This window comes from Streptomyces sp. NPDC058872, assembly GCF_042743065.1.
Classification (GTDB): Bacteria; Actinomycetota; Actinomycetes; order Streptomycetales; family Streptomycetaceae; genus Streptomyces.
Genome location: NZ_JBHYMK010000001.1, coordinates 177,404 through 200,235, shown reverse-complemented (window position 1 = coordinate 200,235; position 22,832 = coordinate 177,404). Strand labels below are relative to the sequence as shown.

The 22,832-nt window shown below is 72.0% G+C and carries 22 protein-coding genes; 11 read left to right on the top strand and 11 right to left on the bottom strand.

The features are described 5' to 3' along the window. Position 1 precedes the first annotated feature (1 nt). Positions 2–1,237 carry an MFS transporter gene (locus tag ACFW22_RS00915; protein ID WP_386397095.1) on the top strand — a complete coding sequence of 412 codons (1,236 nt, stop codon included), beginning with the start codon at positions 2–4 and terminating at the stop codon, positions 1,235–1,237. Between the two features lie 96 nt (positions 1,238–1,333). Here the strand turns inward: ACFW22_RS00915 and ACFW22_RS00910 are convergent, their stop codons facing one another. Further along, positions 1,334–1,690 carry a cupin domain-containing protein gene (locus ACFW22_RS00910; RefSeq protein ID WP_386396876.1) on the bottom strand — a complete coding sequence of 119 codons (357 nt, stop codon included), beginning with the start codon at positions 1,688–1,690 and terminating at the stop codon, positions 1,334–1,336. Positions 1,691–1,960: 270 nt separating this feature from the next. On the opposite strand from ACFW22_RS00910, the gene ACFW22_RS00905 reads away from it, so the two are divergent. After that, positions 1,961–2,890 carry a pseudouridine-5'-phosphate glycosidase gene (locus tag ACFW22_RS00905; protein ID WP_386396874.1) on the top strand — a complete coding sequence of 310 codons (930 nt, stop codon included), beginning with the start codon at positions 1,961–1,963 and terminating at the stop codon, positions 2,888–2,890. Beyond that, positions 2,887–3,876, top strand: coding sequence for a carbohydrate kinase family protein (locus tag ACFW22_RS00900; RefSeq protein WP_386396872.1), 990 nt, complete (start codon positions 2,887–2,889; stop codon positions 3,874–3,876). The genes ACFW22_RS00905 and ACFW22_RS00900 overlap by 4 nt, the downstream gene beginning before the upstream one ends. Before the next feature lie 74 nt (positions 3,877–3,950). On the opposite strand, the gene ACFW22_RS00895 is transcribed toward ACFW22_RS00900, so the two are convergent. After that, positions 3,951–4,586, bottom strand: a complete 636-nt coding sequence (locus tag ACFW22_RS00895; protein ID WP_386396869.1) for a uridine kinase — start codon at positions 4,584–4,586, stop codon at positions 3,951–3,953. A 112-nt stretch (positions 4,587–4,698) separates the two neighbouring features. Here ACFW22_RS00895 and ACFW22_RS00890 point away from each other — a divergent pair, with 112 nt between their 5' ends. Next, positions 4,699–5,115, top strand: a complete 417-nt coding sequence (locus ACFW22_RS00890; protein ID WP_386396867.1) for a VOC family protein — start codon at positions 4,699–4,701, stop codon at positions 5,113–5,115. Between the two features lie 160 nt (positions 5,116–5,275). Here ACFW22_RS00890 and ACFW22_RS00885 read toward each other — a convergent pair whose 3' ends face one another. Next, a complete protein-coding gene (locus ACFW22_RS00885) occupies positions 5,276–5,929 on the bottom strand; it encodes a winged helix-turn-helix transcriptional regulator (RefSeq protein ID WP_386396864.1) in 654 nt (217 codons plus the stop codon). Between the two features lie 91 nt (positions 5,930–6,020). On the opposite strand from ACFW22_RS00885, the gene ACFW22_RS00880 reads away from it, so the two are divergent. From ACFW22_RS00880 to ACFW22_RS00870, 3 genes are all read left to right on the top strand, one after another. Further along, complete coding sequence (locus ACFW22_RS00880) at positions 6,021–7,232, top strand: pyridoxal phosphate-dependent aminotransferase (protein WP_386396861.1); 1,212 nt, start codon at positions 6,021–6,023, stop codon at positions 7,230–7,232. 67 nt (positions 7,233–7,299) lie between these two features. Next, positions 7,300–7,467 carry a hypothetical protein gene (locus ACFW22_RS00875; protein WP_386396859.1) on the top strand — a complete coding sequence of 56 codons (168 nt, stop codon included), beginning with the start codon at positions 7,300–7,302 and terminating at the stop codon, positions 7,465–7,467. A 15-nt stretch (positions 7,468–7,482) separates the two neighbouring features. Beyond that, complete coding sequence (locus tag ACFW22_RS00870) at positions 7,483–8,172, top strand: DUF2293 domain-containing protein (RefSeq protein WP_386396856.1); 690 nt, start codon at positions 7,483–7,485, stop codon at positions 8,170–8,172. 101 nt (positions 8,173–8,273) lie between these two features. Here the strand turns inward: ACFW22_RS00870 and ACFW22_RS00865 are convergent, their stop codons facing one another. The 3 genes from ACFW22_RS00865 to ACFW22_RS00855 all read right to left on the bottom strand — a co-directional run bounded on the left by ACFW22_RS00865 (position 8,274) and on the right by ACFW22_RS00855 (position 13,316). Further along, the gene (locus ACFW22_RS00865; RefSeq protein WP_386396853.1) at positions 8,274–9,068 is read right to left on the bottom strand and encodes a chaplin; all 795 of its coding nucleotides are present in this window, start codon (positions 9,066–9,068) and stop codon (positions 8,274–8,276) included. A gap of 139 nt (positions 9,069–9,207) precedes the next feature. Then, the gene (locus ACFW22_RS00860) at positions 9,208–10,461 is read right to left on the bottom strand and encodes an SWIM zinc finger family protein (protein ID WP_386397092.1); all 1,254 of its coding nucleotides are present in this window, start codon (positions 10,459–10,461) and stop codon (positions 9,208–9,210) included. 14 nt (positions 10,462–10,475) lie between these two features. Continuing rightward, on the bottom strand, positions 10,476–13,316 hold the full coding sequence (locus tag ACFW22_RS00855) for an SNF2-related protein (RefSeq protein ID WP_386397090.1): 2,841 nt from the start codon (positions 13,314–13,316) through the stop codon (positions 10,476–10,478). A gap of 234 nt (positions 13,317–13,550) precedes the next feature. Between ACFW22_RS00855 and ACFW22_RS00850 the strand changes: the two genes are divergently transcribed. Continuing rightward, a complete protein-coding gene (locus ACFW22_RS00850; RefSeq protein ID WP_386396850.1) occupies positions 13,551–13,886 on the top strand; it encodes a hypothetical protein in 336 nt (111 codons plus the stop codon). 90 nt (positions 13,887–13,976) lie between these two features. Next, on the top strand, positions 13,977–14,246 hold the full coding sequence (locus ACFW22_RS00845) for a DUF6343 family protein (protein ID WP_386396848.1): 270 nt from the start codon (positions 13,977–13,979) through the stop codon (positions 14,244–14,246). Between the two features lie 20 nt (positions 14,247–14,266). On the opposite strand, the gene ACFW22_RS00840 is transcribed toward ACFW22_RS00845, so the two are convergent. From ACFW22_RS00840 to rpsA, 4 genes are all read right to left on the bottom strand, one after another. Further along, positions 14,267–14,635: a tetratricopeptide repeat protein gene (locus ACFW22_RS00840; RefSeq protein WP_386396845.1), complete on the bottom strand. Its 369-nt coding sequence runs from the start codon at positions 14,633–14,635 to the stop codon at positions 14,267–14,269. Positions 14,636–14,696: 61 nt separating this feature from the next. Beyond that, complete coding sequence (coaE, locus tag ACFW22_RS00835) at positions 14,697–15,308, bottom strand: dephospho-CoA kinase (protein ID WP_386396842.1); 612 nt, start codon at positions 15,306–15,308, stop codon at positions 14,697–14,699. Positions 15,309–15,339: 31 nt separating this feature from the next. Next, positions 15,340–16,278 carry a PAC2 family protein gene (locus ACFW22_RS00830; RefSeq protein ID WP_386396839.1) on the bottom strand — a complete coding sequence of 313 codons (939 nt, stop codon included), beginning with the start codon at positions 16,276–16,278 and terminating at the stop codon, positions 15,340–15,342. 191 nt (positions 16,279–16,469) lie between these two features. Continuing rightward, entirely contained in the window at positions 16,470–17,975 is a 1,506-nt protein-coding gene (gene rpsA / locus ACFW22_RS00825; RefSeq protein WP_030692649.1) for a 30S ribosomal protein S1, read from the bottom strand. Positions 17,976–18,322: 347 nt separating this feature from the next. Here rpsA and ACFW22_RS00820 point away from each other — a divergent pair, with 347 nt between their 5' ends. After that, complete coding sequence (locus tag ACFW22_RS00820; RefSeq protein WP_386396836.1) at positions 18,323–19,162, top strand: class I SAM-dependent methyltransferase; 840 nt, start codon at positions 18,323–18,325, stop codon at positions 19,160–19,162. Between the two features lie 110 nt (positions 19,163–19,272). After that, positions 19,273–21,855: an ATP-dependent helicase HrpB gene (gene hrpB / locus ACFW22_RS00815; RefSeq protein ID WP_386396833.1), complete on the top strand. Its 2,583-nt coding sequence runs from the start codon at positions 19,273–19,275 to the stop codon at positions 21,853–21,855. Here the strand turns inward: hrpB and ACFW22_RS00810 are convergent. Continuing rightward, on the bottom strand, positions 21,839–22,822 hold the full coding sequence (locus ACFW22_RS00810; RefSeq protein WP_386397087.1) for a DUF3068 domain-containing protein: 984 nt from the start codon (positions 22,820–22,822) through the stop codon (positions 21,839–21,841). The genes hrpB and ACFW22_RS00810 overlap by 17 nt on opposite strands. Positions 22,823–22,832 lie beyond the last annotated feature (10 nt).

The window sequence follows — 22,832 nt, the reverse complement described above, 5'->3', positions numbered from 1 at the left end:
CATCAGTCCTTCCGCGCTGCCGTCGCTTCGCCGGCGCGTACGGGCGGTGCTGATCGTCACCCAGATCCTGGGAGGACTCGGCACCGCGATCGGCTTCGCCCTCGCCGCCGTCCTGGCGCGGGACGTGAGCGGCACCGAGGCGCTGTCCGGCCTGGCGTCGACGGCATCGGTGACCGGCACCGCCCTGCTCGCCATGCCCCTCGCCGCCATGATGGCGTCGCGGGGGCGCCGCGCGGGTCTCGTCCTGGCCTATGCCATAGGAGCACTCGGCGCCTGCGTGGTGGTGCTCGGGGCGGTCATGGGGAACTTCCCGCTGCTGCTCATCGGACTCGTCGGCTTCGGCGCCGGGTCCTCGGCCAACCTGGCGGCCCGCTTCGCCGCCGCCGACCTCGCCGAACCGGACCACAGGGCCCGGGCCATCTCCACCGTCGTGTGGGCGACCACCGTCGGCGCGGTGCTCGGCCCGAACGTCGCCGCACCCGCTGGAAAGAGCGTCTCGGGCCTCGGCATACCGGCCACGGCGGGACCGTTCGTCTGGGCCGCCGGCGTCTTCGTGGTCGCGGCGGTCGTGGTGGCCCTGCTGCTGCGCCCCGACCCGTTGCTGACCGCCAGGGCGCTGCACGACGCCGGGTCGGACGGGGTGCCGGAGGGGCGTTCCCTACGGGCCGGGATGCAGGCGGTCCGCGCGTCGTCGAGGGCCCGGCTCGCCCTGGTCACCATCGCGGGCTCGCACACGGCCATGGTGTCGATCATGTCGATGACGCCGGTGGCGCTCACCCACCACGGCGCGGACATCCAACTGATCGGATTCGTGCTCAGCGGGCACATCGCGGGGATGTACGCCTTCTCGCCACTGATGGGTTGGCTGTCCGACCGACTGGGCCGACTGTCGGTCATCGGGCTCGCGGTCGGGCTCATCGGCGCCGCGGCGTTCGTGGCGGGCACCGCGGGGCCGAGCCACGGGCGGACCGCCCTGGGCCTCTTCCTGCTCGGCCTGGGCTGGTCGGCGGGGCTGGTGTCCGGCTCGGCACTGCTCACCGACTCGGTGCCGCAGGCCGCACGGGCCGCCGTGCAGGGACTCTCCGACTTCGTGATGAACACCGCCGCCGGGGTCGGTGGCCTGGCGGCGGGCCTGATCGTCTCGCAGGCGGGCTACGGCCCCCTGAACGCGATCGCCGCGTGCCTGTTGCTGCCGATGGCCGCGCTCGCCCTGCGGGGGGCCCTCCGGAAGGCATGACCCTCCGGGCGCCCCGTCCCCGGTGGGAGCCGTGCCGACGGCTCGCGCGAAGCCCCGCCGCTCCGGCCCGAAGCCCCGAGCCCCGCCCGCCGGGCTTCAGAGGCTGATGTGGTACGCCTTGCGCAGGGTCTCGTGCACGGTCCAGGTGGTTCGGTCACCCTCCCGCAGCACACAGGCGTCACCGGGGCCGATCTCCAGCGTGTCACCGCCCTCGACGACGACGGTCGCCCGGCCGGACACCACCACGAAGAGCTCGTTGGCCTCGGTGTCGGTGACCACCCCGGGGGTGATCTGCCAGATGCCGCGCACCTGCTTGCCGTCGGACGACTCCCACAGCACCTTGCCCGTCACCTCGGGGGTCCCGGAGACGATCTGGGCGGGGTCGAGGGGCTCGGCTTCGAGCTCCGCATCGGGAATGTGCACGGCGAAGGAGGGCGGCTCATGAGTCGTCATGGGCGGTGACTGTAGCGGGAGCCGATAGGCGTCCCGCTATCGGGACCGGATGGAATATCTCCTTCCACTTTGCCTCTCACCAGCGACGACATCCGGATCCGAGAGACCGACGAAATCCGCACCGGCCCTGCGACGCGGCATCCCGGGGGTGTCGCGGCCGCTGCTTGCCCGTGCACGCCCTCCCGTCACGGATTCCGTAGGCACCCGCTGCCGTGGCAGGAGATCGCCAACGAGGTTTGCGGGCCCGGTGGGCGCGCCAAGGAATGGAGCATGTCCACACAGGTGTCCGAAGAGGTGCGGGAGGCTCTCCACGAGGGCCGGCCCGTCGTCGCGCTGGAATCGACGCTCATCGCCCACGGCCTGCCGCGCCCGCGCAACCTCGCCGTGGCCTCGGAGCTGGAGGAGGCGGTACGGGCCGGGGGTGCCGTCCCGGCCACGATCGCAGTGATCGACGGCACGGCCCGGATCGGCCTGGACGGCGCGGCCCTGCACCGGATCGCCGCGGACCCGTCGGTACGGAAACTGGGCCACCGCGATCTGGCGCCCGCCTTGGCGACCGGCGCGACAGGGGCGACGACGGTCTCGGCCACGGCCGCACTCGCGGACGCGGCGGGCATACGGGTGTTCGCGACCGGTGGACTCGGCGGGGTGCACCGCGCCTGGAGCGAGACGCAGGACGAGTCCGCCGATCTGCAGCTGCTCGCCCGGGTCGGGATCACCGTGGTGTGCGCCGGGGTGAAGTCGATCCTCGACGTTCCCGCGACGCTCCAGCGGCTGGAGACCCTGGGGGTGACGGTCGTCGGTTACGGCACGACACACTTCCCCGGCTTCTACCTCTCCTCCTCGGGCGAACCCGTCGACTGGACCGTGCGGAGCGTCGAGGAGGTGGCAGCGGTGATGCGGGCTCAGGACCGGCTGGACGGGCCCGGGGCAGCGCTCGTCGTCGCCAACCCGGTCCCCCCGGAGGAGCAGTTGGACCCCGGGCTGCACGACCGGGTGCTGGCACGGGGCCTCGCGGCGGCGAAGGAGAAGGGGATCGTCGGGCAGGCCGTGACCCCGTTCCTCCTCGCATACCTGATGGTCCACACGGAAGGGGCGTCCCTGGAGGCCAACCTCGCGGCGGTGCGGGGCAACGTGCGCCTGGCGGCGCACATCGCGGGCGCCTACGCAGCGGGGAAGCCGGGTGCAGGCGCACGATGAGTCGCGCGCCCAAGCCGCCCGGGCGAGCGCTGCTCGTCATCGGGGACGTGGTCACCGACGTCGTCGCCCGACACGGGGCGCCGCTCGCTCCCGCCACGGACACCGCGGCGGAGATCCGGACCCTCCCGGGTGGGGCCGGGGCGAACGCGGCGTGCTGGGCGGCTCGTTCCGGCTGTGACGAGGTGCGGTTGCTCGGCCGGGTGGGGACGGACGCGGTCGATTGGCACGAGCGGTCGCTGCGGAGGGCGGGCGTACGCCCCCTGCTCGTCCCGGATGCGGAGGCCGCAACGGCCACCGTGATCGCGCTCGTGGACGCCTCGGCGGAACGCACCTTCCTGACCGACAGCGGCGCCGCGCTGCGCCTCTCCCCCACCGACTGGTCCACGGAACTGCTCGGCGGTGTGGCCCGGCTGCACCTCTCGGGGTACTTGTTCTTCGCCGCGCAAAGCCGGGAAGCGGCCAACTGCGCACTGCGCGACGCCCGGAACGCGGGGGTCCCGGTGAGCGTGGATCCCGCCTCGGCGGGGTTTCTGGCAGGACTGGGCGCGGACCGGTTCCTCGCGGCGACGGAAGGCGCCGAGACGCTGCTGCCCAACGCCGACGAGGCGAAGGCTCTGACCGGGTGTGGAGAGCCGGAGTCGGCGGCGAGGGCATTGAGCCGGCTCTTTCCCCTGGTCGTGGTCACCCTCGGGGCGGCGGGCGCCCTGGTCGCCGAGGGGGGTGCGATCACCGCGAGGGTAACGGCGCCCCCGGCCATGCCAGTGGACTCGACGGGTGCGGGCGACGCCTTCACCGGGGCGTTCCTGGCAGCGCGGCTCGCGGGCGCGGATCCGGTGCGGTCCGCCGAGGCGGGCTGTCGCGCGGGCGCGAAGGCGGTCACCCGCATGGGCGGCAGACCCCCGGTCCCGTCCGACCGTGCGCGCGAAGGACGGGCACGCGGGCGCGGGAGCCGGAGGGGCGAGCCTGTGGAGGAGCGGGAGACCTGACCGCCGGGGCAATGGCACCACGAGCGGTCGGCCGATGCAGCAGTCCGGGCGTGACGGGCCGAGGACCGTGGTCGCTACCGCCGGATTCCCGTCCAGGCCGGATGCCGAGGGTCGTCGGCGCGCACCACGACGTCCGCCGCCTCGCCCGGACCGACCTCCTCCTCGTACCGGGCGAAGGCCGGCAGGGTCCAGGACTCCTCGGTGCGCCGGGCGAGGGCGGCCGGAGAAAGCCGCAGGTGCACCGTGAGGTCGAAGGGAAACCAGTGGCCGAGCAGGAAAGCTCCGTGCAGCACCAGGACCCCGCGGGGCGGCAGCGTGACGTACGGACTGCGGGTCGCCCGGTCCGTGACCGGGTCCCACAGGTCGGGCAGCACCCGACCGTTGCCCCCTGCTTCCAGAGGGCCGAAGACCTCCCGCCACAGGGCTCCGACGTCGGTCCACCCGCTGTAGTACGCGTCGGGGTCGTGCTTCCCGTACTCGAAGCGGAGGGAAGCGGGGCGCAGGAACCCGTCCGTCCCCACCAGGTGGACGGAGCGCCCGCGCGTGCGCAGTTCCTTGGCGAGGAGCTCGGCGAGCTCGCCTCCGAGCGCGGCGGGCGGCCCGTCGATGCCCACCTTGAGCCACCCGTCGCCCACCGGCGCTGCGGGCGCGTCGAGGTGACGGGCGAGTTCCTCCGCCAACCGGTCCCACGTGATCGCCTGGTATCGCATGCCCCTCATCCTGCCCCCGTTCCCCTCCCTGGTGTGCACCGGGCGGAGCGGCGGCACTACGGTGGCCGAGCCCGACCGACACCCGGTCAGCACTCAGGAGGGGGCCGTTCAGATGACTCGAAACCAGGAAGCGCTGCCGTACGAAACGACCGGGGCCGCATCGCCCTTCGGTCTCGGACTGCACCATGTGCAGCTCGCTCTGCCTCCCGGCGATGAGGAGGTGTGCCGCCGGTTCTACGTGGACGTCCTGGGCATGACCGAGATCCAGAAGCCTCCGGTGCTCGCCGCACGCGGCGGCCTGTGGGTGCGCGCGGACTCCCTGGAGATCCACCTGGGCGTCGAGGAGGACTTCCGCCCCTCCCGCAAGGGCCATCCCGGCATCCTGGTCGCCGACATCGACGGCCTGGCCGAGCGGCTGACCGCGCTGGGCGTCGAGGTGACGTGGGACGACAACTTCCCGGGGCACCGGCGCTTCTACGTCGCCGACTGCCATGAGAACAGGCTTGAGTTCCTCTGCCCCGAGAAGTGACGACCAGTGGGGACGGGGGCCGCCCCGTCACCACCGGTCGCGGTTCGGCCGTCGCCGGACCGAGCACCACCACGCGCACAGGGGCTGCTGCCACCGGCGCGGATGGGGCCGGCGTCGACGGGCGCCGGCGACCCGTTCCCACAGCGGGGTGCGCACCCGCTCAGTCGCGCACGAGGGCCGGGGCAGCGTCCTCGGCCCCGGTGCGCACCGACCGTTCGAGCACGGCACGGCCCGATGCGAGCGCCTCGGTGAGCGTCAGCTCCCCGCCGGCCAGGGCCCGGCACACCGCCGCATCGGTCCGCAGCCGCGCATCGGGGGCGTCCGTCCGCCCGTCCCCGTAGGACACGCTCCCGTCCCCTTCGAGCCGTACGTGGAACTCGCCCTCGTCCAGGGTCACCTGGTAAAGGCCTGCACCCAGTTCGGCGAGCGCCCCGAGGAGTGGAATCGCGTACCAGTGGGCGCGAACCGCGTCAGTGGGCCGCGGCTCCCCGAGGTCGGGCGCACCCCAGGCGGCGAGGGCGCGCAGGACGGGCAGCAGGTCCCTGCCGCGCGGAGTGAGTTCGTACACGTACGCCGAGGCGGGCGGGGGCAATCGACGGCGGGTGACGAGCTCGGCACCCTCCATGTCCTTGAGGCGACCGGCGAGCATGTCGGTGCTGACGCCGGGCAGATCGGCATGGAGGTCGGTGTAGCGGCGCGGTCCGGCGAGCAGTTCGCGGACGACGAGCAGGGTCCAGCGGTCACCGACGAGGTCGAGGGCGCGCGCGGCGGCGCAGTGCTGGTCGTAACTGCGGCGGCGTGGCTGACGTGGCATGCGACGCAGTCTAGACAGATTGTTGGACTTTCCAAGCTAGAACTTGGTAAAACCAAGCAACACTGATTCCGGGGACCTGGGGAGGTCGGGCATGGAGTTCCGGCAGTCGAGCAAACTGAGTGAAGTCTGTTACGAGATTCGCGGCCCGGTCATCGAGCACGCCAATGCACTGGAGGAAGCAGGGCACAGCGTCCTGCGCCTGAACACCGGCAACCCCGCCCTCTTCGGCTTCGAAGCGCCGGAGGAGATCGTCCAGGACATGATCCGGATGCTCCCCAAGGCCCACGGGTACACCGACTCCCGCGGCATCCTCTCCGCCCGCCGCGCCGTGGCCCAGCGCTACCAGTCCATGGGACTGCCCGAGGTCGACGTCGACGACGTCTTCCTCGGCAACGGCGTCTCCGAACTCGTGTCGATGGCCGTCCAGGCCCTCTTGGAGGACGGCGACGAAGTCCTGATCCCGGCGCCGGACTTCCCGCTGTGGACAGCCGCCACCACCCTCGCCGGCGGGAAGGCCGTGCACTACCTCTGCGACGAAGCGGCCGACTGGTATCCGGACCTCGACGACATGGCGTCGAAGATCACCGATCGGACCCGCGCCGTCGTCATCATCAACCCCAACAATCCCACCGGCGCGGTCTACCCGAAGGAGATCGTCGAGGGCATCCTCGACCTCGCCCGCCGCCACCACCTCATGGTCTTCGCCGACGAGATCTACGACCAGATCGTGTACGACGAGGCCGTCCACTATCCCGCCGCCTCCCTCGCCACCGACCTGGTGGTGCTCACCTTCGGCGGGCTCTCCAAGACCTACCGCGTCGCGGGCTTCCGCTCCGGCTGGCTGGTCGTCACCGGGCCCAAGCAGCACGCCAAGAACTATCTGGAGGGCCTGACCATGCTGGCCTCCATGCGGCTCTGCCCCAACGCCCCCGCCCAGTACGCCATCCAGGCCGCTCTCGGCGGCCGACAGTCGATCCACGAACTGTGCGCCCCCGGCGGCCGACTCCGCGAGCAGCGCGATCGGGCCTGGGAGAAGCTCAACGAGATCCCGGGCGTCTCCTGCGTGAAGCCCAAGGGGGCCCTCTACGCCTTCCCCCGCATCGACCCCGCCGTACACAAGATCCACGACGACGAGAAGTTCGTCCTCGACCTGCTCCTGCGCGAGAAGATCCAGGTCGTGCAGGGCACCGGTTTCAACTGGCCGCGTCCGGACCACTTCCGCATCCTGACCCTGCCGTACGCCGACGACCTCGACGCCGCCATCAGCCGCATCGGCCGGTTCCTGAGCGGGTACCGACAGTGACGTCCGACCCTCCCGGCTGCCATGATCTACGGGTCGGGAGTCGAAGGAAGCAGAAGGGCGGCCGACCATGGACGCGAGGCCGACGGCAGTGGCGGAAACCCCGTTGGGCGCCGCCTCCGCGCACCGCTCCCGGGCCCGCACCGCCCGGTGCACGGGCAGTCCCGCACGCACCGGACGGCTCCGGCAGCAGCGGACCTCCCGGCACACCACCGCTGCCGCACCCGACGTCCGCTGAGCGGGGAGAGCAGCCGTGGACCTCGTCGCCCCCGTCGTCGTGGAGCCGCTCCGGCGCCGGCGCTGCTCCGAGTGCCACCGGGGGCCGCTGGAGCGGATGATCGTCGAGTTCAACGCGCCGCTCTGTCTGGACTGTGCGGACCTCGGCCATCTGGTCTTCCTGCGCCGGGGCGACACGGCGCTCACCCGCCGGGCCCGCGAGGCCAGCACGCTCTGGGCCGTGGTCGTACGACACAACAGGCGCCGCACCCGGTACGAACGTCAGGGCCTCCTCGTCGAGGAGGCGGCCCTCGCCGAGGCGGAGCGGGCCTGCCTCGCGGACGCCGGGGCACGGGCTGCACGACGTGCCCGCGACGCCGAGCGGCGTGCGGCCCTGGACGCCGAGGTCACCGCAAGCCTGCAGCAGGAGATCCTGCGGCTCTTCCCGTCCTGTCCGGTGGACCGGGCCACGGAGATCGCCCTGCACGCCTCGGCGAAGGGCAGCGGACGAGTGGGACGCACGGCCGCGGGTCGCTCGCTCGACCGCGGTGCGGTCACCGCCGCGGTGCGGGCTTCCGTACGACACGTCGACACCCCGTACGACTCCCTGCTGATGCTCGGGGTGCCCCGGCACCAGGCCCGGACGAGGGTCGCGCCCGCCATCGAGGCGGTGCTCCGGGCCTGGCGTCTGAACGGCGGTTCCGCGGAGGTCCGGGAACGGGGCTGACCGCTCGGGCGTCAGCCCTCCTCGACCGGACCGTGCACGGAACACCCCTCGTGCCCTCCGCCGAGGACGCGACGTCAGACCCCGGTCCGAAGAGCCGGGTCTCAGGCCTGGTCGCCGGTGCGGCGCCCCCGGCGGTACAGCAGGGCACCGCCGAGGAGCAGTGCGGCACTTGCGGAAGCGGCGTAGCCCATGGCGTCCGAGCCCGTCGAAGCCAGCGAGACCGTGCTCGTCTCGCCCTGCGGAACGGGGGCAGGGGCGGGGGCGGGGGGCGCCGTCTCCGCGTGGGGCATCGGCACGTTCCGCACCGGGGTCTGCGGGCGCGGCGTCGGCACCTCGACCGGCTGCTCGGTCTCGACGGGGCCGTTGACCGAGGTGTTGCCGAAGACCGGGTTGGCGATGCCGACGACGTTGACCGAGTTGCCGCTGACGTTGACGGGGAGATCGACGGGCAACTGGATCCCGTTCCCGGAGAGCACACCGGGGGAACCCTCGGTACGCCCCTCGGCGCTGGAGCCACCGCCGTTGGAGGAGCCGCCCGTCGTGGAGCCTCCCCCGTGGGAGCCACCGGCTTGTTCCCCACCGCGCGGAGTGCCGGGCTCGTCCTTGTGGGAGCCGGCGCCGCTGTCGTCCGATCCGTAGCCCTCGGGCTCCGCGGAGCGGTTGGCGCAGCTGTTGCCGGCAGCCGGGTTGAGCAGTCCGACGACGTTGACCGTGTTGCCGCAGGCGTTGACCGGCACGTGCACCGGCAACTGGATCGTGTTGCCGGAACCGACTCCCGGCGATCCGACCGCGGCGCCCTGGGCACCCGCGTCGGCATGCGCGGCGCCCGCCGAGAGGGCGAGCGTTCCACCCGTGACCAACAGTGCGGCCAGACCGCTTCGGCGAATCTGCCTCATGGCTTCCTGCCTTCCGGAGGTGTGCACGGGCAAGTGCCCGCACCGGAATCAACGCGACAAACGTGCGCACCGGATCCGACCGCTGACGGGTTTCACTCCATCGAGTGGGAAGCCGCTCAGGTGTCGGAGGGCCGTCGGATCAACGCCCCAGGAGACCGGCGAGGGCACCGACCGGATCCCGATCGGGAGCACCGCGCGGCCACCAGTCTTCGCGGCCGGCATCCGACTCGTAGCCGTACCAGAGGCCGTCGCGTCCGAGACGGAGCTGGAGCGACTCTCCGGAGAGCCGGTTGCGCCAGGGACGCAACGCGGGGAGGTCGGCAGCGAGCAGTGCGGGCCTGGCCCGGTCGAAGGGACCGGCGGGCGGGTCCCAGAGTTCTTCGAGCACGGCAAGGCCGTCGGGACCGCCCTGCCGCCAGGCCGCAACGGCCCGGGCGAGGTCCGTGGGGGTGCGGCCGAGGGCACCTGCCAGGTCGCGGTAGAGCGCGCGGGACGAGGCGGTGAGTCCCGAGCCGGGGTGCGCGGCGGCGAGCCGGACCGCATCCTGCCAGGGAGTGAGCGCGGCAACCGGATCGTGACCGGTGGCGAGGAAGGCATGGGCGCGGGCGGCGGCCTCGGTGGCGAGCAGGTCGAGCGCGAGCGGGTCGGGGGCTTGCGGATCCGGTGGAAAGACGGCCGGACGACCGGGCCGGTCCGGTACCGGCAGCTCTGGTGGCAGCGACGGAAGCGGGGATCCGGTGGACGCGGCAAGCACGGTACGGGCGGGCACCGTGGGCATCGGCGGGACGGCGGCACCCGACTCGGCCGCGGACCGTACGGTGTTGCGCCGGGCCAGCTCGGCGAGCAGTTCCTGCTCCCCCCGACCACGCATCAGGAAGAGGACGAACGGGTCCTCGTCGAGAAGGCGCGCCGCCTGGTAGCAGAGGGCAGCGGCGTGCTTGCAGGGGTAGCCGTCGTCCGGGCACGAGCAGTCGGGGACGAGATCGCCCGGCGCCGGCAAGAGCCCCGCGACCGCCTCCAGGGCGTGCGGCACGTCCTTGTCGAGGAGGGCCGCCATGTGGTCGGGACGGGCGGTGGCCTCGTCGAGGAAGCGCTCCCAGCCGTCGTCGCCGAGGGTCCGCATCCTGATCTCGGTGCGGTAGGGGCGGGGTCTGCTGCCGTGGACGTAGGCGACGACCCGACCGGGGGTGACCGTGATCGCGTCCACGTGGCCACGCCCCGCATACGCCTCGCCGCGCGCGAGGCGGGCGGGGTCGAGGGCGGTGCCCTCCAGGGCCGCGACCCAGGCGTTTCCCCACCAGGTCGCGGCGAACCTCCCGTCGGGAGCCGAACGCGGCGCGAGCTGCGGGAAGCTGCGGCGGCGGTCGTCATGGCGGGGGACGGCTCCCCGCATGCTCCGTACACGGTTCACGAGGGCCCCCTCAGGGACACGAGGTCGGCGAGTTCCCGGTCGGTGAGTTCGGTGAGGGCCGCCTCCCCGGAGCCGAGGACCGAGTCGGCCAAGGCCCGCTTGCTGCGGAGCATCTCGGCGATGCGGTCCTCGACCGTTCCCTCGGCGATGAGGCGGTGCACCTGCACGGGCTGGGTCTGCCCGATGCGGTAGGCACGGTCGGTGGCCTGCTCTTCGACGGCCGGATTCCACCAGCGGTCGTAGTGGATGACATGACCGGCCCGGGTGAGGTTGAGTCCGGTGCCCGCGGCCTTCAAGGAGAGCAGGAAGACGGGGACCTCCCCGGCCTGGAACCGGTCGACCATCCGCTCCCGCTCGACCACCGGGGTTCCGCCGTGCAGGAGTTGGACCGGGATGCCTCGTCCGGACAGGTGGTCGGCGAGGAGCCGCGCCATGGACACGTACTGGGTGAAGACGAGCACGGACCCGTCCTCGGCGAGGATCGTGTCGAGCAGTTCGTCGAGCAGGGCGAGCTTCCCGGACCGACCCGCGAGCCGGACCGGCCCGCCGCCCCGCGCCCCTCGCTCCCTGAGGTACTGCGCGGGGTGGTTGCAGATCTGTTTGAGAGAGGTGAGGAGGCCCATGACGAGACCGCGGCGTGCCATGCCCTCGGCGCCCTCGATCTTGGCCATCGTCTCGCGGACGAGCGCCTCGTAGAGGGAGGCTTGCTCCCGGGTGAGGGCGACGGGATGGTCGGACTCCGTCTTGGGCGGGAGCTCGGGGACGATGCCCGGGTCCGTCTTGCGACGGCGCAGCAGGAAGGGACGCACCAGGCGGGCGAGCCGCTCGACCGCCTCGTCGTGCTCGACCTCCTCGTGGTTCTCCACGGCACGGGCGTGACGGGAACGGAAGGCCTTGAGCGGGCCGAGCAGGCCGGGGGTGGTCCAGTCCAGGAGGGCCCAGAGCTCGGAGAGGTTGTTCTCCACGGGCGTGCCGGTCAAGGCGACCCTGGCGGGCGCCGGGATCTCCCTCAGCGCCTTGGCCGTCGCCGAGAACGGATTCTTGACGTGCTGGGCCTCGTCGGCAACGACCATTCCCCATCTCTGCTCGGCAAGCCGGGCGGCGCTGGTGCGCAGGGTGCCGTAGGTGGTGAGGACGAAGCCGCCCTCGGTGCCTTCGAGGTCCCGGTCGGTGCCGTGAAAACGTCGGACGGACACCTCGGGAGCGAACTTCTGCACCTCGCGCTGCCAGTTCCCGAGGAGGGAGGCCGGACAGACGACAAGGGTGGGAGCACTGCGGGCACGGTGGAGGTGGAGGGCGATGAGGGTCACCGTCTTGCCGAGCCCCATGTCATCGGCGAGACAGCCGCCGAGGCCGAGCGAGGTCATCAGGTCCAACCAGGCGAGGCCGCGGAGCTGGTAGTCGCGCAGGGTGGCGGTGAGTCCCGGTGGGGCCTGTACGTCCTCAGGGCCGGCCAACAGCCGGTCCCGGAGCTCGGCGAGCGCCCCGACGGGCACGGCGGGCACGGACTCTCCACCGACCCGGGCGGTACCGGTGAGCGCGGCGGCAAGGGCATCGACCGGTTCGAGCAGTCCGAGCTCCCGCTTGCGGGCCTTGCGGACGAGGGCGGGATCGACGACCACCCACTGGTCACGGAGGCGCACGATCGGCCGATGGGCCTCCGCGAGCAGGTCCATCTCGCGTTCGGTCAACGGATCGCCGTCCAGTGCAAGCTGCCAGTCGAACCGCAGGAGCTCTTCGCCGTCGAGAAAGGAGGTGCCGTCGGTGGCGGAGCCGGGGGCGGTGTGGGGAGGGCGGACCACGGCGGAGGCGCTGAGCGAGCGGGCGAGTTCGCGCGGCCAGTGCAGGGCCACGCCCGCGTCGGCGAGCAGGGTCGCCGCGGGGCCCAGCAGCTCGTACAGCTCGTCCTCGGTGACGGCGAGGACGTCGGGCACGTCCCGCTCCAGGAGCCGGGAGAGCGGTGGCCAGACGCGGGCGGCCCGACGCAGTGCAAGGACGGCGTCGACCCTCGCACGGGGCCCGAGGTGCTCACCGCCTCCCGCCCACAAGTCGGCGGCGTCGATCACCAGGGTGGGGTCGGCAAGGCTGTGGACCTGGAGGAGCGCAGCGGCGGCATGCCGGGAAACACCCTCCGTCGCGCCGTCGGCACCGGACGCATCGGTCGCGTCGAAGAGCGCGTAGGGCGACAGGTCGAGGCGGAGCGAGACCCGCACCCCTGCGTCCATCCCGGCCGCTGCCTCGGCGGCCCAGTCGCGCGCGCGGGGCAGGTGCTGCGGAGCCCGCGCCGCGAACGGCGCCCCGACGGCGTGGGCGGCGGCCGGGGTGCGCGGCAGGACGTCGGCGACCGCATCGAGGAAGGCACGCACGAGTGCCTCGGGCTCGGGCAGCCGCAGCGGACCGCCTCCGGGCGCCGGTACGGCGTAGGCCTCGTGGGGCAGGGCAGCGGCAACGGCCCGCACATGGGCGATGTCCTCGGCGTCCAGTGGGCCGGCGCGCCAGGCGTCCAGGTCATCGGCGGTGAGGCCCGGCAGCAGCCGGCCGCGTGCGGTCAGGTGCAGGGCGTGCAGGGCGGCTGCTCCCCAGCCCGCTGAGGCGGGATGTGCGGCCGGGTGGCGACGGGCCGCAACGAGATGGGGCAGGGCGGCCTCGACCGGAAGGATCAGCGCGGGCACGGACCGGCTGCGGGCGCCGTTGCCGTGTCGCCGCACCACGGTGAGCTCGCTCCTTTCCGCCCCGCTCCCCACCGGCTCCGGCAGTGCCCTGCCGTCGGGCGCCCAGAAGGCGACCCGGCCGTCACGGGGAAGGGCGGCCGGCAGGAAGACGGCGGCGCTGGTCATCCAGGTGTGCGTCACGGCTCTGCTCTCCTCCCGCCGCACGGCGTCGCTCCGGGTCCCGGGCCGGAACACCGACTGGACCCGACCTTACGGGTGGCATCTGACAACAGCCGCCGTGCGGCTTCCCCCGGACGGCGCAGCAGCGGATGACACGCCGGCGCGGAATCGGCATGGTGGCCTGGACCGTGGGTGCCGCCGCCCTAGGCTTCCGTGCAACACGACAGAAGAGGATCCGCCATGTCCGCTCGCCGGCGTCTCACGACCGCCACCGGGGCCGTGCTGCTCACCCTCGCCGTCGCCGGCTGCTCGGGGCTCGGCCGTACCGCCGTGGGCACCCTCGCGTACGAAACGGAGCGCGAGCTGGCAGTGGTCGTGACGAGTCCTTCCGTGAAGGGCTGCCACCGCCTCGCGCCCTCGGGCGTGACCAAGGTCGAGAACAACACCCTGGTCGACATCGTGCTCTACCCGACCCGCGACTGCCAGGGGAAGGAGTCCATCTACGTGCCCACCAAAACCAGCAACCGGGTCGCGCCGGGGGCCCTGCCCTGGCGCAGCTACAGCGTCATCCACTGAAGGACCCCGCCCCCACAGCGGCGTTCCGTTTCTCCCGCCCCGGGTACATCCTGGAAGTGACCTCGGAACCCGAGGGGAGGTGCGACCGCCATGCGCACCGGGAACGAACCGGCGAACGCGCGGAGCGCCCTGCGCCTGCGGTTCTGGCTGAGCCTCTGGGGGCTGCTCTGGGCGGCCTTCGGAACGACCGTGTTCTCACTGGTGGGCCGTCCCGGCTGGGCGGCGGCCTGCGGGGTGCTCTTCCTGGTGGTTGCGGTCGACCTGACGATGGTCCTGCGCCACATCCACCAGGGGCCGCACTGGCAGCCGGGCCGGAACATCCCCCCGTACGAGCCCGACCACGGCGGCAGAAGGCACTGACGGCCCGCCCGTGAGACCGATCAGCCCCCGGAGTCGAAGCCCGCTGCCCTGAGGTACTCCGGCTTCGGGTCGAGCGCTGCGGCGAGACGGAAGTGCCGCGTGGCCTGGGCGGTGTTGCCGGCCCGCTCGAAGGTACGGGCCAGTGCGAAGTGGGCGAAGGCATTGTCTGGTTCGCGCTCCAGCACCAGCTCGAATTCGAGCTGTGCGGGACGGAGCTGCGCAGCGGCGAAGAACGCCCGGGCCCGCAACAGGCGCGCGGCCGTGTTCTCGGGGTGGGCGGCGATCACCGAGTCCAGCAGCTTCACGGCACCACGAGGGTCCCGCGCGGCCAGCAGGTGCTCGGCGGCGCGAAAGTCAATGACGTGCGTTTCCGGGTTCCTGTCGGCCACGATGGCATCCTTCCCCTCGATCCGGTGATTGAACACCGGACCTGACGGTCGCATTCCGTGGCTACGGCCCGTCGGCGGTCTCGGAGCGGCGCTCCAGTTCTTCCCAGACCTTCCGCACCTGGGGTTCCAGCGCATCGAGCGGTCCGTCGTTGTCGATCACGAGGTCCGCGACCGCCAGCCGCTGCGCGCGGGTGGCCTGGGCTCCCATCCGTGCCCTGGCCTCGGGCTCCGCCATGCCGCGGAGTCGGACCAGCCGGTCGAGCTGGGTCTCCGGAGACGCGTCCACCACCACGACCAGGTCGTACAGCGGTGCGAGCCCGTTCTCGGTGAGCAGCGGCACGTCGTGGACGACGACGTCCCCGGCGCCGGCGCGCTCCTCCAGCTCCGCCGACCTGGCCCCGACCAGCGGGTGGACGATGGCGTTGAGGGCCGCCAGGCGGTCGGCGTCGGCGAACACGATGGAACCGAGCTTGGGCCGGTCGAGTGTTCCCTCTGCAGTGAGGACGTCGTCCCCGAAGGCCGCCACGACGGCCGCCAAGCCGGGGGTCCCCGGCTCGACGACCTCGCGCGCGATCCGGTCCGCGTCGATCAGCACGGCCCCGTAGGAAACGAACAGCCGTGACACTTCGCTCTTGCCGGCGCCGATCCCGCCGGTCAGGCCCACCTTCAGCATGAGCGGCAGCTTAGGCCCTGCTCGGGTGGGACTACGCGTCGCCCTCCCGCTCCGCGAGGAAGCGCTCGAACTCGCGGCCCAGTTCGTCCGCAGACGGCAGGTCGACGGGCTCGGCGACCAGGCTGCCCCGCGTCTCGGCGCCGGCGGCCGCGTCGTACTGGTGCTCAAGGCCCTGCACGAGGGCGACCAGCTCCTCGTCGCCCTCGCCGATCTGGCGGTCGATCTCGGTCTGGGTGCGGCGGGCTTCGGTCCGCAGCGAGTGGGCGATGCCCGGAAGGACGAGTCCGGTGGCGGCGGTGACGGCTTCGAGGGCCGTCAGGGCCGCGTCCGGGTAGGGGGACCGGGCCACGTAGTGCGGCACGTGGGCGGCGACGCCCAGGGTGTCGTGGCCGGCTTCGGTGAGCCGGTACTCGACGAGGGACTCGGCGCTGCCGGGGACCTGGGCCTCGTCGAAGGGGCTGCGGTGGCCCGGCATGAGGTCGACGCGGCTCCCGTGGGGGGTGAGGCCGACCGGGCGGGTGTGCGGAACGCCCATGGGGATGCCGTGGAAGTTGACGGAGAGGCGCACTCCGAGACGCTCCACGATCTGTCGGACCGCGGTGGAGAAGCGCTCCCACTCCACGTCGGGCTCAGGTCCGGAGAGGACGAGGAAGGGTGCGCCGGTGGCGTCCTGGACGAGGCGGACCTCGATGGACGGCGTCTCGTACGCGGCCCACCGGTCACGTCGGAAGGTCAGCAGGGGACGACGGGCCCGGTAGTCCACCAGCCGGTCGTGGTCGAAGCGGGCCACCAGCTGGTGGGGCAGGGTGTCGAGCAGCTGGTCGACGATCTGCTCACCGGTCTCGCCCGCATCGATGTAGCCGTCGAAGTGGTACAGCATGACCAGGCCGGCCGACTCCTGCGCCAGGGCCAGGTCGACGACGGCTACGCCCTTCGGGTCCCATTCGTACAACTCCTGCGGATCAAGCACGATTACCGCTCCTCCTCGTGTCCTCTCTGAGAACGCCGTCCACGGCACGACCATTCCCGGCCCCGTGATCTTCCCGGGAAGAATCCGAGCGCTCCCGAAGGGGAAGGTCGCCAAAAACGACCGAGGCCCACTCCCCGTGTGGGGAGTGGGCCTCGGATTCGCTAGCGGCTAGCGCTCAGCGGAGAGCCTGTTCAGCTCTGGCCACCGGCGAGCTTCTCGCGGAGGGCGGCGAGCGCCTCGTCCGACGCCAGGGCGCCGGAGTTGTCGTCCGACTCCGAGGAGTACGAACCACCCGAGATGCCCGCACCGGCGTTGCCGGCGGCCGGGGCGGCAGCGCCCTCAGCAGCGGCGGCCTCGTCGGCCTCGCGGGACTTGATGACCTGCGCCTGGTGCTGCTCGAAACGAGCCTGCGCCTCGGCGTACTGGGTCTCCCACGCCTCGCGCTGAGCCTCGTAGCCCTCGAGCCAGTCGTTGGTCTCGGGGTCGAAGCCCTCGGGGTAGATGTAGTTGCCCTGGTCGTCGTAGGACGCGGCCATGCCGTACAGGGTCGGGTCGAACTCGACCGAGGCCGGGTCGGCACCGAAGGACTCGTTGGCCTGCTTCAGCGAGAGGCTGATGCGACGGCGCTCGAGGTCGATGTCGATGACCTTGACGAAGATCTCGTCGTTGACCTGGACGACCTGCTCCGGGATCTCCACGTGGCGCTCGGCCAGCTCGGAGATGTGGACCAGACCCTCGATGCCCTCGTCCACGCGGACGAACGCACCGAACGGAACCAGCTTGGTGACCTTACCCGGGACGACCTGACCGATCTGGTGCGTACGGGCGAACTGCTGCCACGGGTCCTCCTGGGTCGCCTTCAGCGACAGGGAGACGCGCTCGCGGTCCATGTCCACGTCGAGGACCTCGACGGTGACCTCCTGGCCGACCTCGACGACCTCGGACGGGTGGTCGATGTGCTTCCAGGACAGCTCGGAGACGTGGACGAGACCGTCGACGCCGCCCAGGTCCACGAAGGCACCGAAGTTGACGATCGAGGACACGACGCCGGAGCGGACCTGACCCTTCTGGAGGGTCGTGAGGAAGGTCTGGCGAACCTCGGACTGGGTCTGCTCCAGCCAGGCGCGGCGGGACAGGACCACGTTGTTGCGGTTCTTGTCCAGCTCGATGATCTTCGCCTCGAGCTCCTTGCCCACGTAGGGCTGGAGGTCGCGGACACGACGCATCTCGACCAGGGAGGCCGGGAGGAAGCCGCGGAGGCCGATGTCGAGGATGAGACCACCCTTGACGACCTCGATGACGGTACCGGTGACGATGCCGTCCTCTTCCTTGATCTTCTCGATGGTGCCCCAGGCACGCTCGTACTGAGCGCGCTTCTTCGAGAGGATCAGGCGGCCTTCCTTGTCCTCCTTCTGGAGAACCAGGGCCTCGATCTCGTCGCCGACCTTGACGACCTCGTTCGGGTCGACGTCGTGCTTGATGGAGAGCTCGCGGCTCGGGATGACACCTTCGGTCTTGTAACCGATGTCGAGCAGGACCTCGTCCCGGTCGACCTTCACGATGACGCCGTCGACGATGTCGCCGTCGTTGAAGTACTTGATCGTCTCGTCGATCGCGGCGAGGAAGGCTTCCTCGTTACCGATGTCGTTGACCGCAACCTGCGGGGTGGTGGCGGTGGTCTCGGTGCTGCTCGTCATGTGGGAAAGGGCTCCGGTTACGGACAGAAAGTCGTAGGTACTGCTACGCCGAGAGCCCGTATCGCACCAAGAAGCCGGACAGCCAATGAAGCGCCTCTTCCGCGAACGGGAGAGGGCCTCGAAAACCGAGGGGACATACAACAGGTACGAGCGCGGCCTGCTCCGTCTGAGGCGCGCAAGCCCGCAGCGCAACCTTTAGCATACGGGGGCGGCCGGACAGGGTCAATGCGCGAAGCGCGCACCCGGGACAGATCCACTCGATTCCGGCACCACACACGTCCTTTGCGCCGTCGCGACGGAGGTCCGCCGCACAGCTGCAGTGAGCGCAAACTACATCGGCGGGCGAGATGAACCAAGAGTACGGACACGAAGACGCGGTCGACGGGGACGCCGACGGGGCGGAAGCGACTCGACGTGACGCGGGGGACGCGGAGAGCAGCCGGGCGAGCCGGGGATGGTGGGACCGGAACGCCGACGAGTACCAGAGCGAACACGGCTCCTTCCTGGGCGACGACCGGTTCGTGTGGGGCCCCGAGGGACTCGACGAGGCCGAGGCAGGGCTGCTCGGCCCCGCCGGCTCCCTCAAGGACCTCGACGTGCTGGAGATCGGCGCCGGCGCGGCGCAGTGTTCGCGGTGGCTGGCCGTGCAGGGCGCACGACCGGTGGCACTCGACCTTTCGCACCGGCAACTCCAGCACGCCCTGCGGATCGGCGGGAACGTGCCGCTGGTGGAGGCGGACGCCGGAGCGCTGCCCTTCCGGGACGGCTCCTTCGACCTGGCGTGCTCGGCGTACGGCGCGGTGCCGTTCGTCGCCGACCCGGTGCGGGTCTTCCGCGAAGTGCGCCGGGTGCTGCGGCCGGGCGGCCGTTGGGTGTTCTCGGTGACGCACCCGATCCGCTGGGCCTTCCCGGACGAGCCGGGGCCGGAAGGACTGTCGGTCGCCGCCTCCTACTTCGACCGCACCCCGTACGTCGAGCAGGACGAACAGGGGCGGGCCGTGTACGTGGAGCACCACCGGACGCTCGGGGACCGGGTGCGGGACGTGGTGGCCGGAGGCTTCCGGCTCCTGGACCTGGTCGAGCCGGAGTGGCCGGCCTGGAACGGCCAGGAGTGGGGCGGCTGGTCCCCACTGCGGGGCAATCTGATCCCCGGCACGGCGGTCTTCGTCTGCGAGCGGAACGACTGATCCCCCCCGGGGGCGACCACAGGACGCCCCTCCGGGCCGATGATCCGATCATCGGCGGGCCCTGTGGACGGGAACGCCCTTCTTCTTGCGGCGCATACGAGACTGGGTGCGTGATCCAAAACGACGCACTCGACCGTCTCCCCGTTCGCCATGCCGTCCCCGAGCTGCTCGCCGCGCTCGCGGAGCGCGGCACGGCGGTGCTGTCAGCCCCTCCCGGCACCGGCAAGACGACGCTGGTGCCGCTGGCGCTCGCAGGACTCATAGGAGAAGGGCCGGAGCGCCGGGTGCTGGTGGCCGAGCCACGGCGGATGGCGGTGCGCGCAGCGGCCCGGCGGATGGCCTGGCTGCTCGGCGAGGACGTCGGTGACAGGGTCGGGTTCGCGGTGCGCGGCGAACGCCGGACCGGTCCCACCACCCGGGTCGAGGTCGTGACCACGGGCCTTCTGCTCCAGCGGCTCCAGCGCGATCCCGAGCTCGCGGGGGTGGACGTGGTGCTCCTCGACGAGTGCCACGAGCGGCATCTCGACGCCGACACCGCCATGGCCTTCCTGGTGGACGTGCGGGCGACGCTACGCCCCGAGTTGAAACTCATCGCGGCCTCGGCGACCGGCGACGCCACTGCTTGGGCGGAGCTGCTGACGGTCCTGGAGGGCAGCGGTCCCGCGCCGATCGTGTGGTGCAAGGGCCAGGGACACGGATACGTGGTGCAGTTCGCCGCACCACCGTCCGGGGTCCGGCCCGCACACGGCACGTGGGTGGATCCGACCCTGCTGCGCCATGTGGCGTCGACGATCCGGCTGGCGTTGGAGAGGCACGAGGGCGACGTGCTGTGCTTCCTTCCGGGCACGGGGGAGATCGCGCGCACGGCCGGGCTGCTGGACGGGGTGGACGCCGAGGTGTTCCAGCTGCACGGGAGGGCTTCCGCCGCGGTGCAGGACGCCGTGCTACGGGGGTCCGGCCCTGACGGACGACGACGGGTGGTGCTCTCGACGGCGGTGGCGGAGTCGAGCCTCACGGTCCCCGGGGTGCGGATCGTCGTGGACTCGGGGCTGGCCAGGGAGCCCCGGACGGACCACGCCAGGGGGCTGGGGTCCCTCGCGACGGTGCCGGTGTCGACGGCGGCGGCGACCCAGCGGGCCGGGCGCTCGGGCCGCGAGGAGTTCGGCACGGTGTACCGCTGCTGGGCCGAGGCGGAGGACGGCGGCCGGGCGCGGTTCCCCTCACCGGAGATCAAGATCGCCGACCTGGCGGGCTTCGCGCTGCGGGTCGCCTGCTGGGGCGACCCGACGGCACGAGGGCTCGCGCTGCTGGATGCACCGCCGTCCGGGGCGATGGCGGCGGCCCGTGCGGTGCTGGAGTCGATCGGGGCGGTGGACGCGGACGGCCGCGCGACGGAGCGGGGCGCACGGATGTCCCGGCTCGGCCTGCACCCCCGGCTGGGGCGCGCACTGCTGGACGGTGCGCCCGAGGTCGGGGCCCGACGGGCGGCCGAGGTGGTGGCCCTGCTCAGCGAGGAACCACCGCGGGAGTACGGCGATGACCTGGTGGCGGCCTGGCGGGCGGCGCGCCAGGGCTTCGACGGGTACGGCGCGCGGTGGCGGGCGGAGGCACGCCGACTGGAGCGGTCCGCTTCCGGAATCCTGGAGGAAGGCAAGGCCGGGGGCGGTGCCCGAAACCGGTCCGGGGTCGAGGGGGCCCGGAGCGGGGAGGGTGAGGACGTCGCGGCCGGCTTGGTGACGGCGCTGGCCTTTCCCGAGCGGGTCGCACGGGCCCGGGAACAGGGCGGCCATCTGATGGTGTCGGGGAGCGGGGCCAGGCTCGCCGAGGGGTCCGGTCTGCGGTCCAGCACATGGCTGGCCGTGGCCGTGGCGGACCGTACGGCGCGGGACGCGACGGCGCGGGTGCGACTCGCCGCCGTGGTGGACGAGTCCGTGGCTCGCCGGGCAGCCGGTCACCTCGGGAGCACCGGCGAGGAGGTCCATTGGGAGGACGGGGAGGTGGTCGCGCGGTCGGTGGACCGTTTGGGAGCGGTCGAGTTGACGGTCCGTCCACTGGGGGCCGGGGCCGACCCCGCGCTCGTGCGGGAGGCGCTCGTCGACGGCTTGCGACAGGAGGGGCTCGGGTTGCTGCGGTGGCACCGGGGAGCCGAAGAGCTGCGCGAGCGCCTCGCCTTCCTCCACCGCCGGTTGGGGGATCCCTGGCCGGACGTCTCGGACGGGGCACTGGTCGAACGGGCCGGAGAATGGCTGGAGCCGGAGCTGTCCAGGGCGTCGCGCCGCGCCGATCTGGGACGGATCGACGCGGGTGAGGCGCTGCGGCGGTTGTTGCCGTGGGAGTCGGGAGAAGCGGCGCGCCTGGAGGAGCTGGCACCGGAGCGGATCGAGGTTCCGAGCGGTTCGCGGATACGGGTGGAGTACGGCGGCGAGCAGCCCGTGCTCGCGGTCAAGCTCCAGGAGGTGTTCGGCCTGTCCGAAACTCCTCGGGTGGCGGGGGTTCCGGTGCTCTTCCACCTCCTCTCCCCCGCAGGTCGACCGGCGGCCGTCACCGCTGACCTGGCGTCGTTCTGGCGAGAGGGCTACCGGGCGGTGCGGGCGGAACTGCGGGGGCGATACCCGAAACACCCATGGCCGGAGGATCCGTCCGCAGCGGTGCCGACCCGTCACACCAGCGCGCGGCTCAGAGCGGAGCGCTGACCGGAGCGGTGGGCGGCTCCGTGACCGGGCGCCGCGAGCGGGCCTCCAGCCAGAGGGCGAGGGCGAAAAGGACCAGGGCCAGGACGGTGAGGCTCCACGGGACGTAGGAGACGAGCATCAGGACCGCCAGGCGATGGGCGGCAACCATCTCGCCGACGCTGTCGAGATAGTCCTCGCGCATCTTCACGTGGCCGGCGAAGACGGTGAGGGTGTCCTGCCCCAGCAGCGCCTTGGCGTTGCGGAGCTCCTCCCGGTGAACCTCTTCGCCGTTGACCGGGGCTCCGGTGACGGGTTCGACCCAGAACATGCGCTTGGTGGTGTACCAGCGGGTGAGGCCCGAGTCGGCGAGGACCTTCGGGGTGATGCCTTTGACCGGCATGGTCTTGGGCATGGGGACCTCGGTCCAGGGGATGGTCTGCTCGAAGTAGTAGACCTCCAGCCCGCGGAAGGTGCGGGTGCCCTTGTAGTGGATGGGTGCGGCCGTGCGGGTCTGGGCGTCGAAGTACTGGTAGTCGCGCTTCTCGGTGAGGAAGGGGAACTTGAACTCGATGCCCTCACGACGGACCGGGTCCCCATCGACCGATTCGCCGGTGGCGTGGACCGGCTCCTGGGTGTGGGCGTCGAAGACGTAGCGCTCCGGGACCTTGGAGACCATCTTGCCGTCGGGCCCGGTGACGTAGGCCAGGGCGTCCCAGACGACGACGTCGCGCCCCGCATCGCGTTCGATCCGCCGGGACTCCTCCACGTTGCCCTTGAGGGTTTGGATGATCGTGATCTTGTCGACCTTCTCCGCGCGGAGCGTGGAGTAGTTGAGGAGGGTCGCGGGGCGCGCTTCCAGGACGGTCTCCTGGTACTGGTTCGCCGGGATCTTCGCCAGCCGGGGGAAGGCGTACCAACGCAGGGTGGGGGCCATCGCGGCGCAGAAGACGGCGAAGGAGAGCAGGACGAGACCGGCTCGGCGGCGCACGGTCACCGCC

Coding starts and splice junctions, on each gene's coding strand:
- ACFW22_RS00845 (WP_386396848.1), top strand. CDS start 13,977: ATGCGCACCGGGAACGAACCGGCGAACGCGCGGAGCGCCCTGCGCCTG.
- ACFW22_RS00890 (WP_386396867.1), top strand. CDS start 4,699: ATGACTCGAAACCAGGAAGCGCTGCCGTACGAAACGACCGGGGCCGCA.
- ACFW22_RS00885 (WP_386396864.1), bottom strand. CDS start 5,929: ATGCCACGTCAGCCACGCCGCCGCAGTTACGACCAGCACTGCGCCGCC.
- ACFW22_RS00820 (WP_386396836.1), top strand. CDS start 18,323: ATGAACCAAGAGTACGGACACGAAGACGCGGTCGACGGGGACGCCGAC.
- ACFW22_RS00860 (WP_386397092.1), bottom strand. CDS start 10,461: ATGCGGGGAGCCGTCCCCCGCCATGACGACCGCCGCCGCAGCTTCCCG.
- ACFW22_RS00900 (WP_386396872.1), top strand. CDS start 2,887: ATGAGTCGCGCGCCCAAGCCGCCCGGGCGAGCGCTGCTCGTCATCGGG.
- coaE (WP_386396842.1), bottom strand. CDS start 15,308: ATGCTGAAGGTGGGCCTGACCGGCGGGATCGGCGCCGGCAAGAGCGAA.
- ACFW22_RS00855 (WP_386397090.1), bottom strand. CDS start 13,316: ATGACCAGCGCCGCCGTCTTCCTGCCGGCCGCCCTTCCCCGTGACGGC.
- rpsA (WP_030692649.1), bottom strand. CDS start 17,975: ATGACGAGCAGCACCGAGACCACCGCCACCACCCCGCAGGTTGCGGTC.
- ACFW22_RS00905 (WP_386396874.1), top strand. CDS start 1,961: ATGTCCACACAGGTGTCCGAAGAGGTGCGGGAGGCTCTCCACGAGGGC.
- ACFW22_RS00895 (WP_386396869.1), bottom strand. CDS start 4,586: ATGCGATACCAGGCGATCACGTGGGACCGGTTGGCGGAGGAACTCGCC.
- ACFW22_RS00875 (WP_386396859.1), top strand. CDS start 7,300: ATGGACGCGAGGCCGACGGCAGTGGCGGAAACCCCGTTGGGCGCCGCC.
- ACFW22_RS00910 (WP_386396876.1), bottom strand. CDS start 1,690: ATGACGACTCATGAGCCGCCCTCCTTCGCCGTGCACATTCCCGATGCG.
- ACFW22_RS00850 (WP_386396850.1), top strand. CDS start 13,551: ATGTCCGCTCGCCGGCGTCTCACGACCGCCACCGGGGCCGTGCTGCTC.
- ACFW22_RS00865 (WP_386396853.1), bottom strand. CDS start 9,068: ATGAGGCAGATTCGCCGAAGCGGTCTGGCCGCACTGTTGGTCACGGGT.
- ACFW22_RS00880 (WP_386396861.1), top strand. CDS start 6,021: ATGGAGTTCCGGCAGTCGAGCAAACTGAGTGAAGTCTGTTACGAGATT.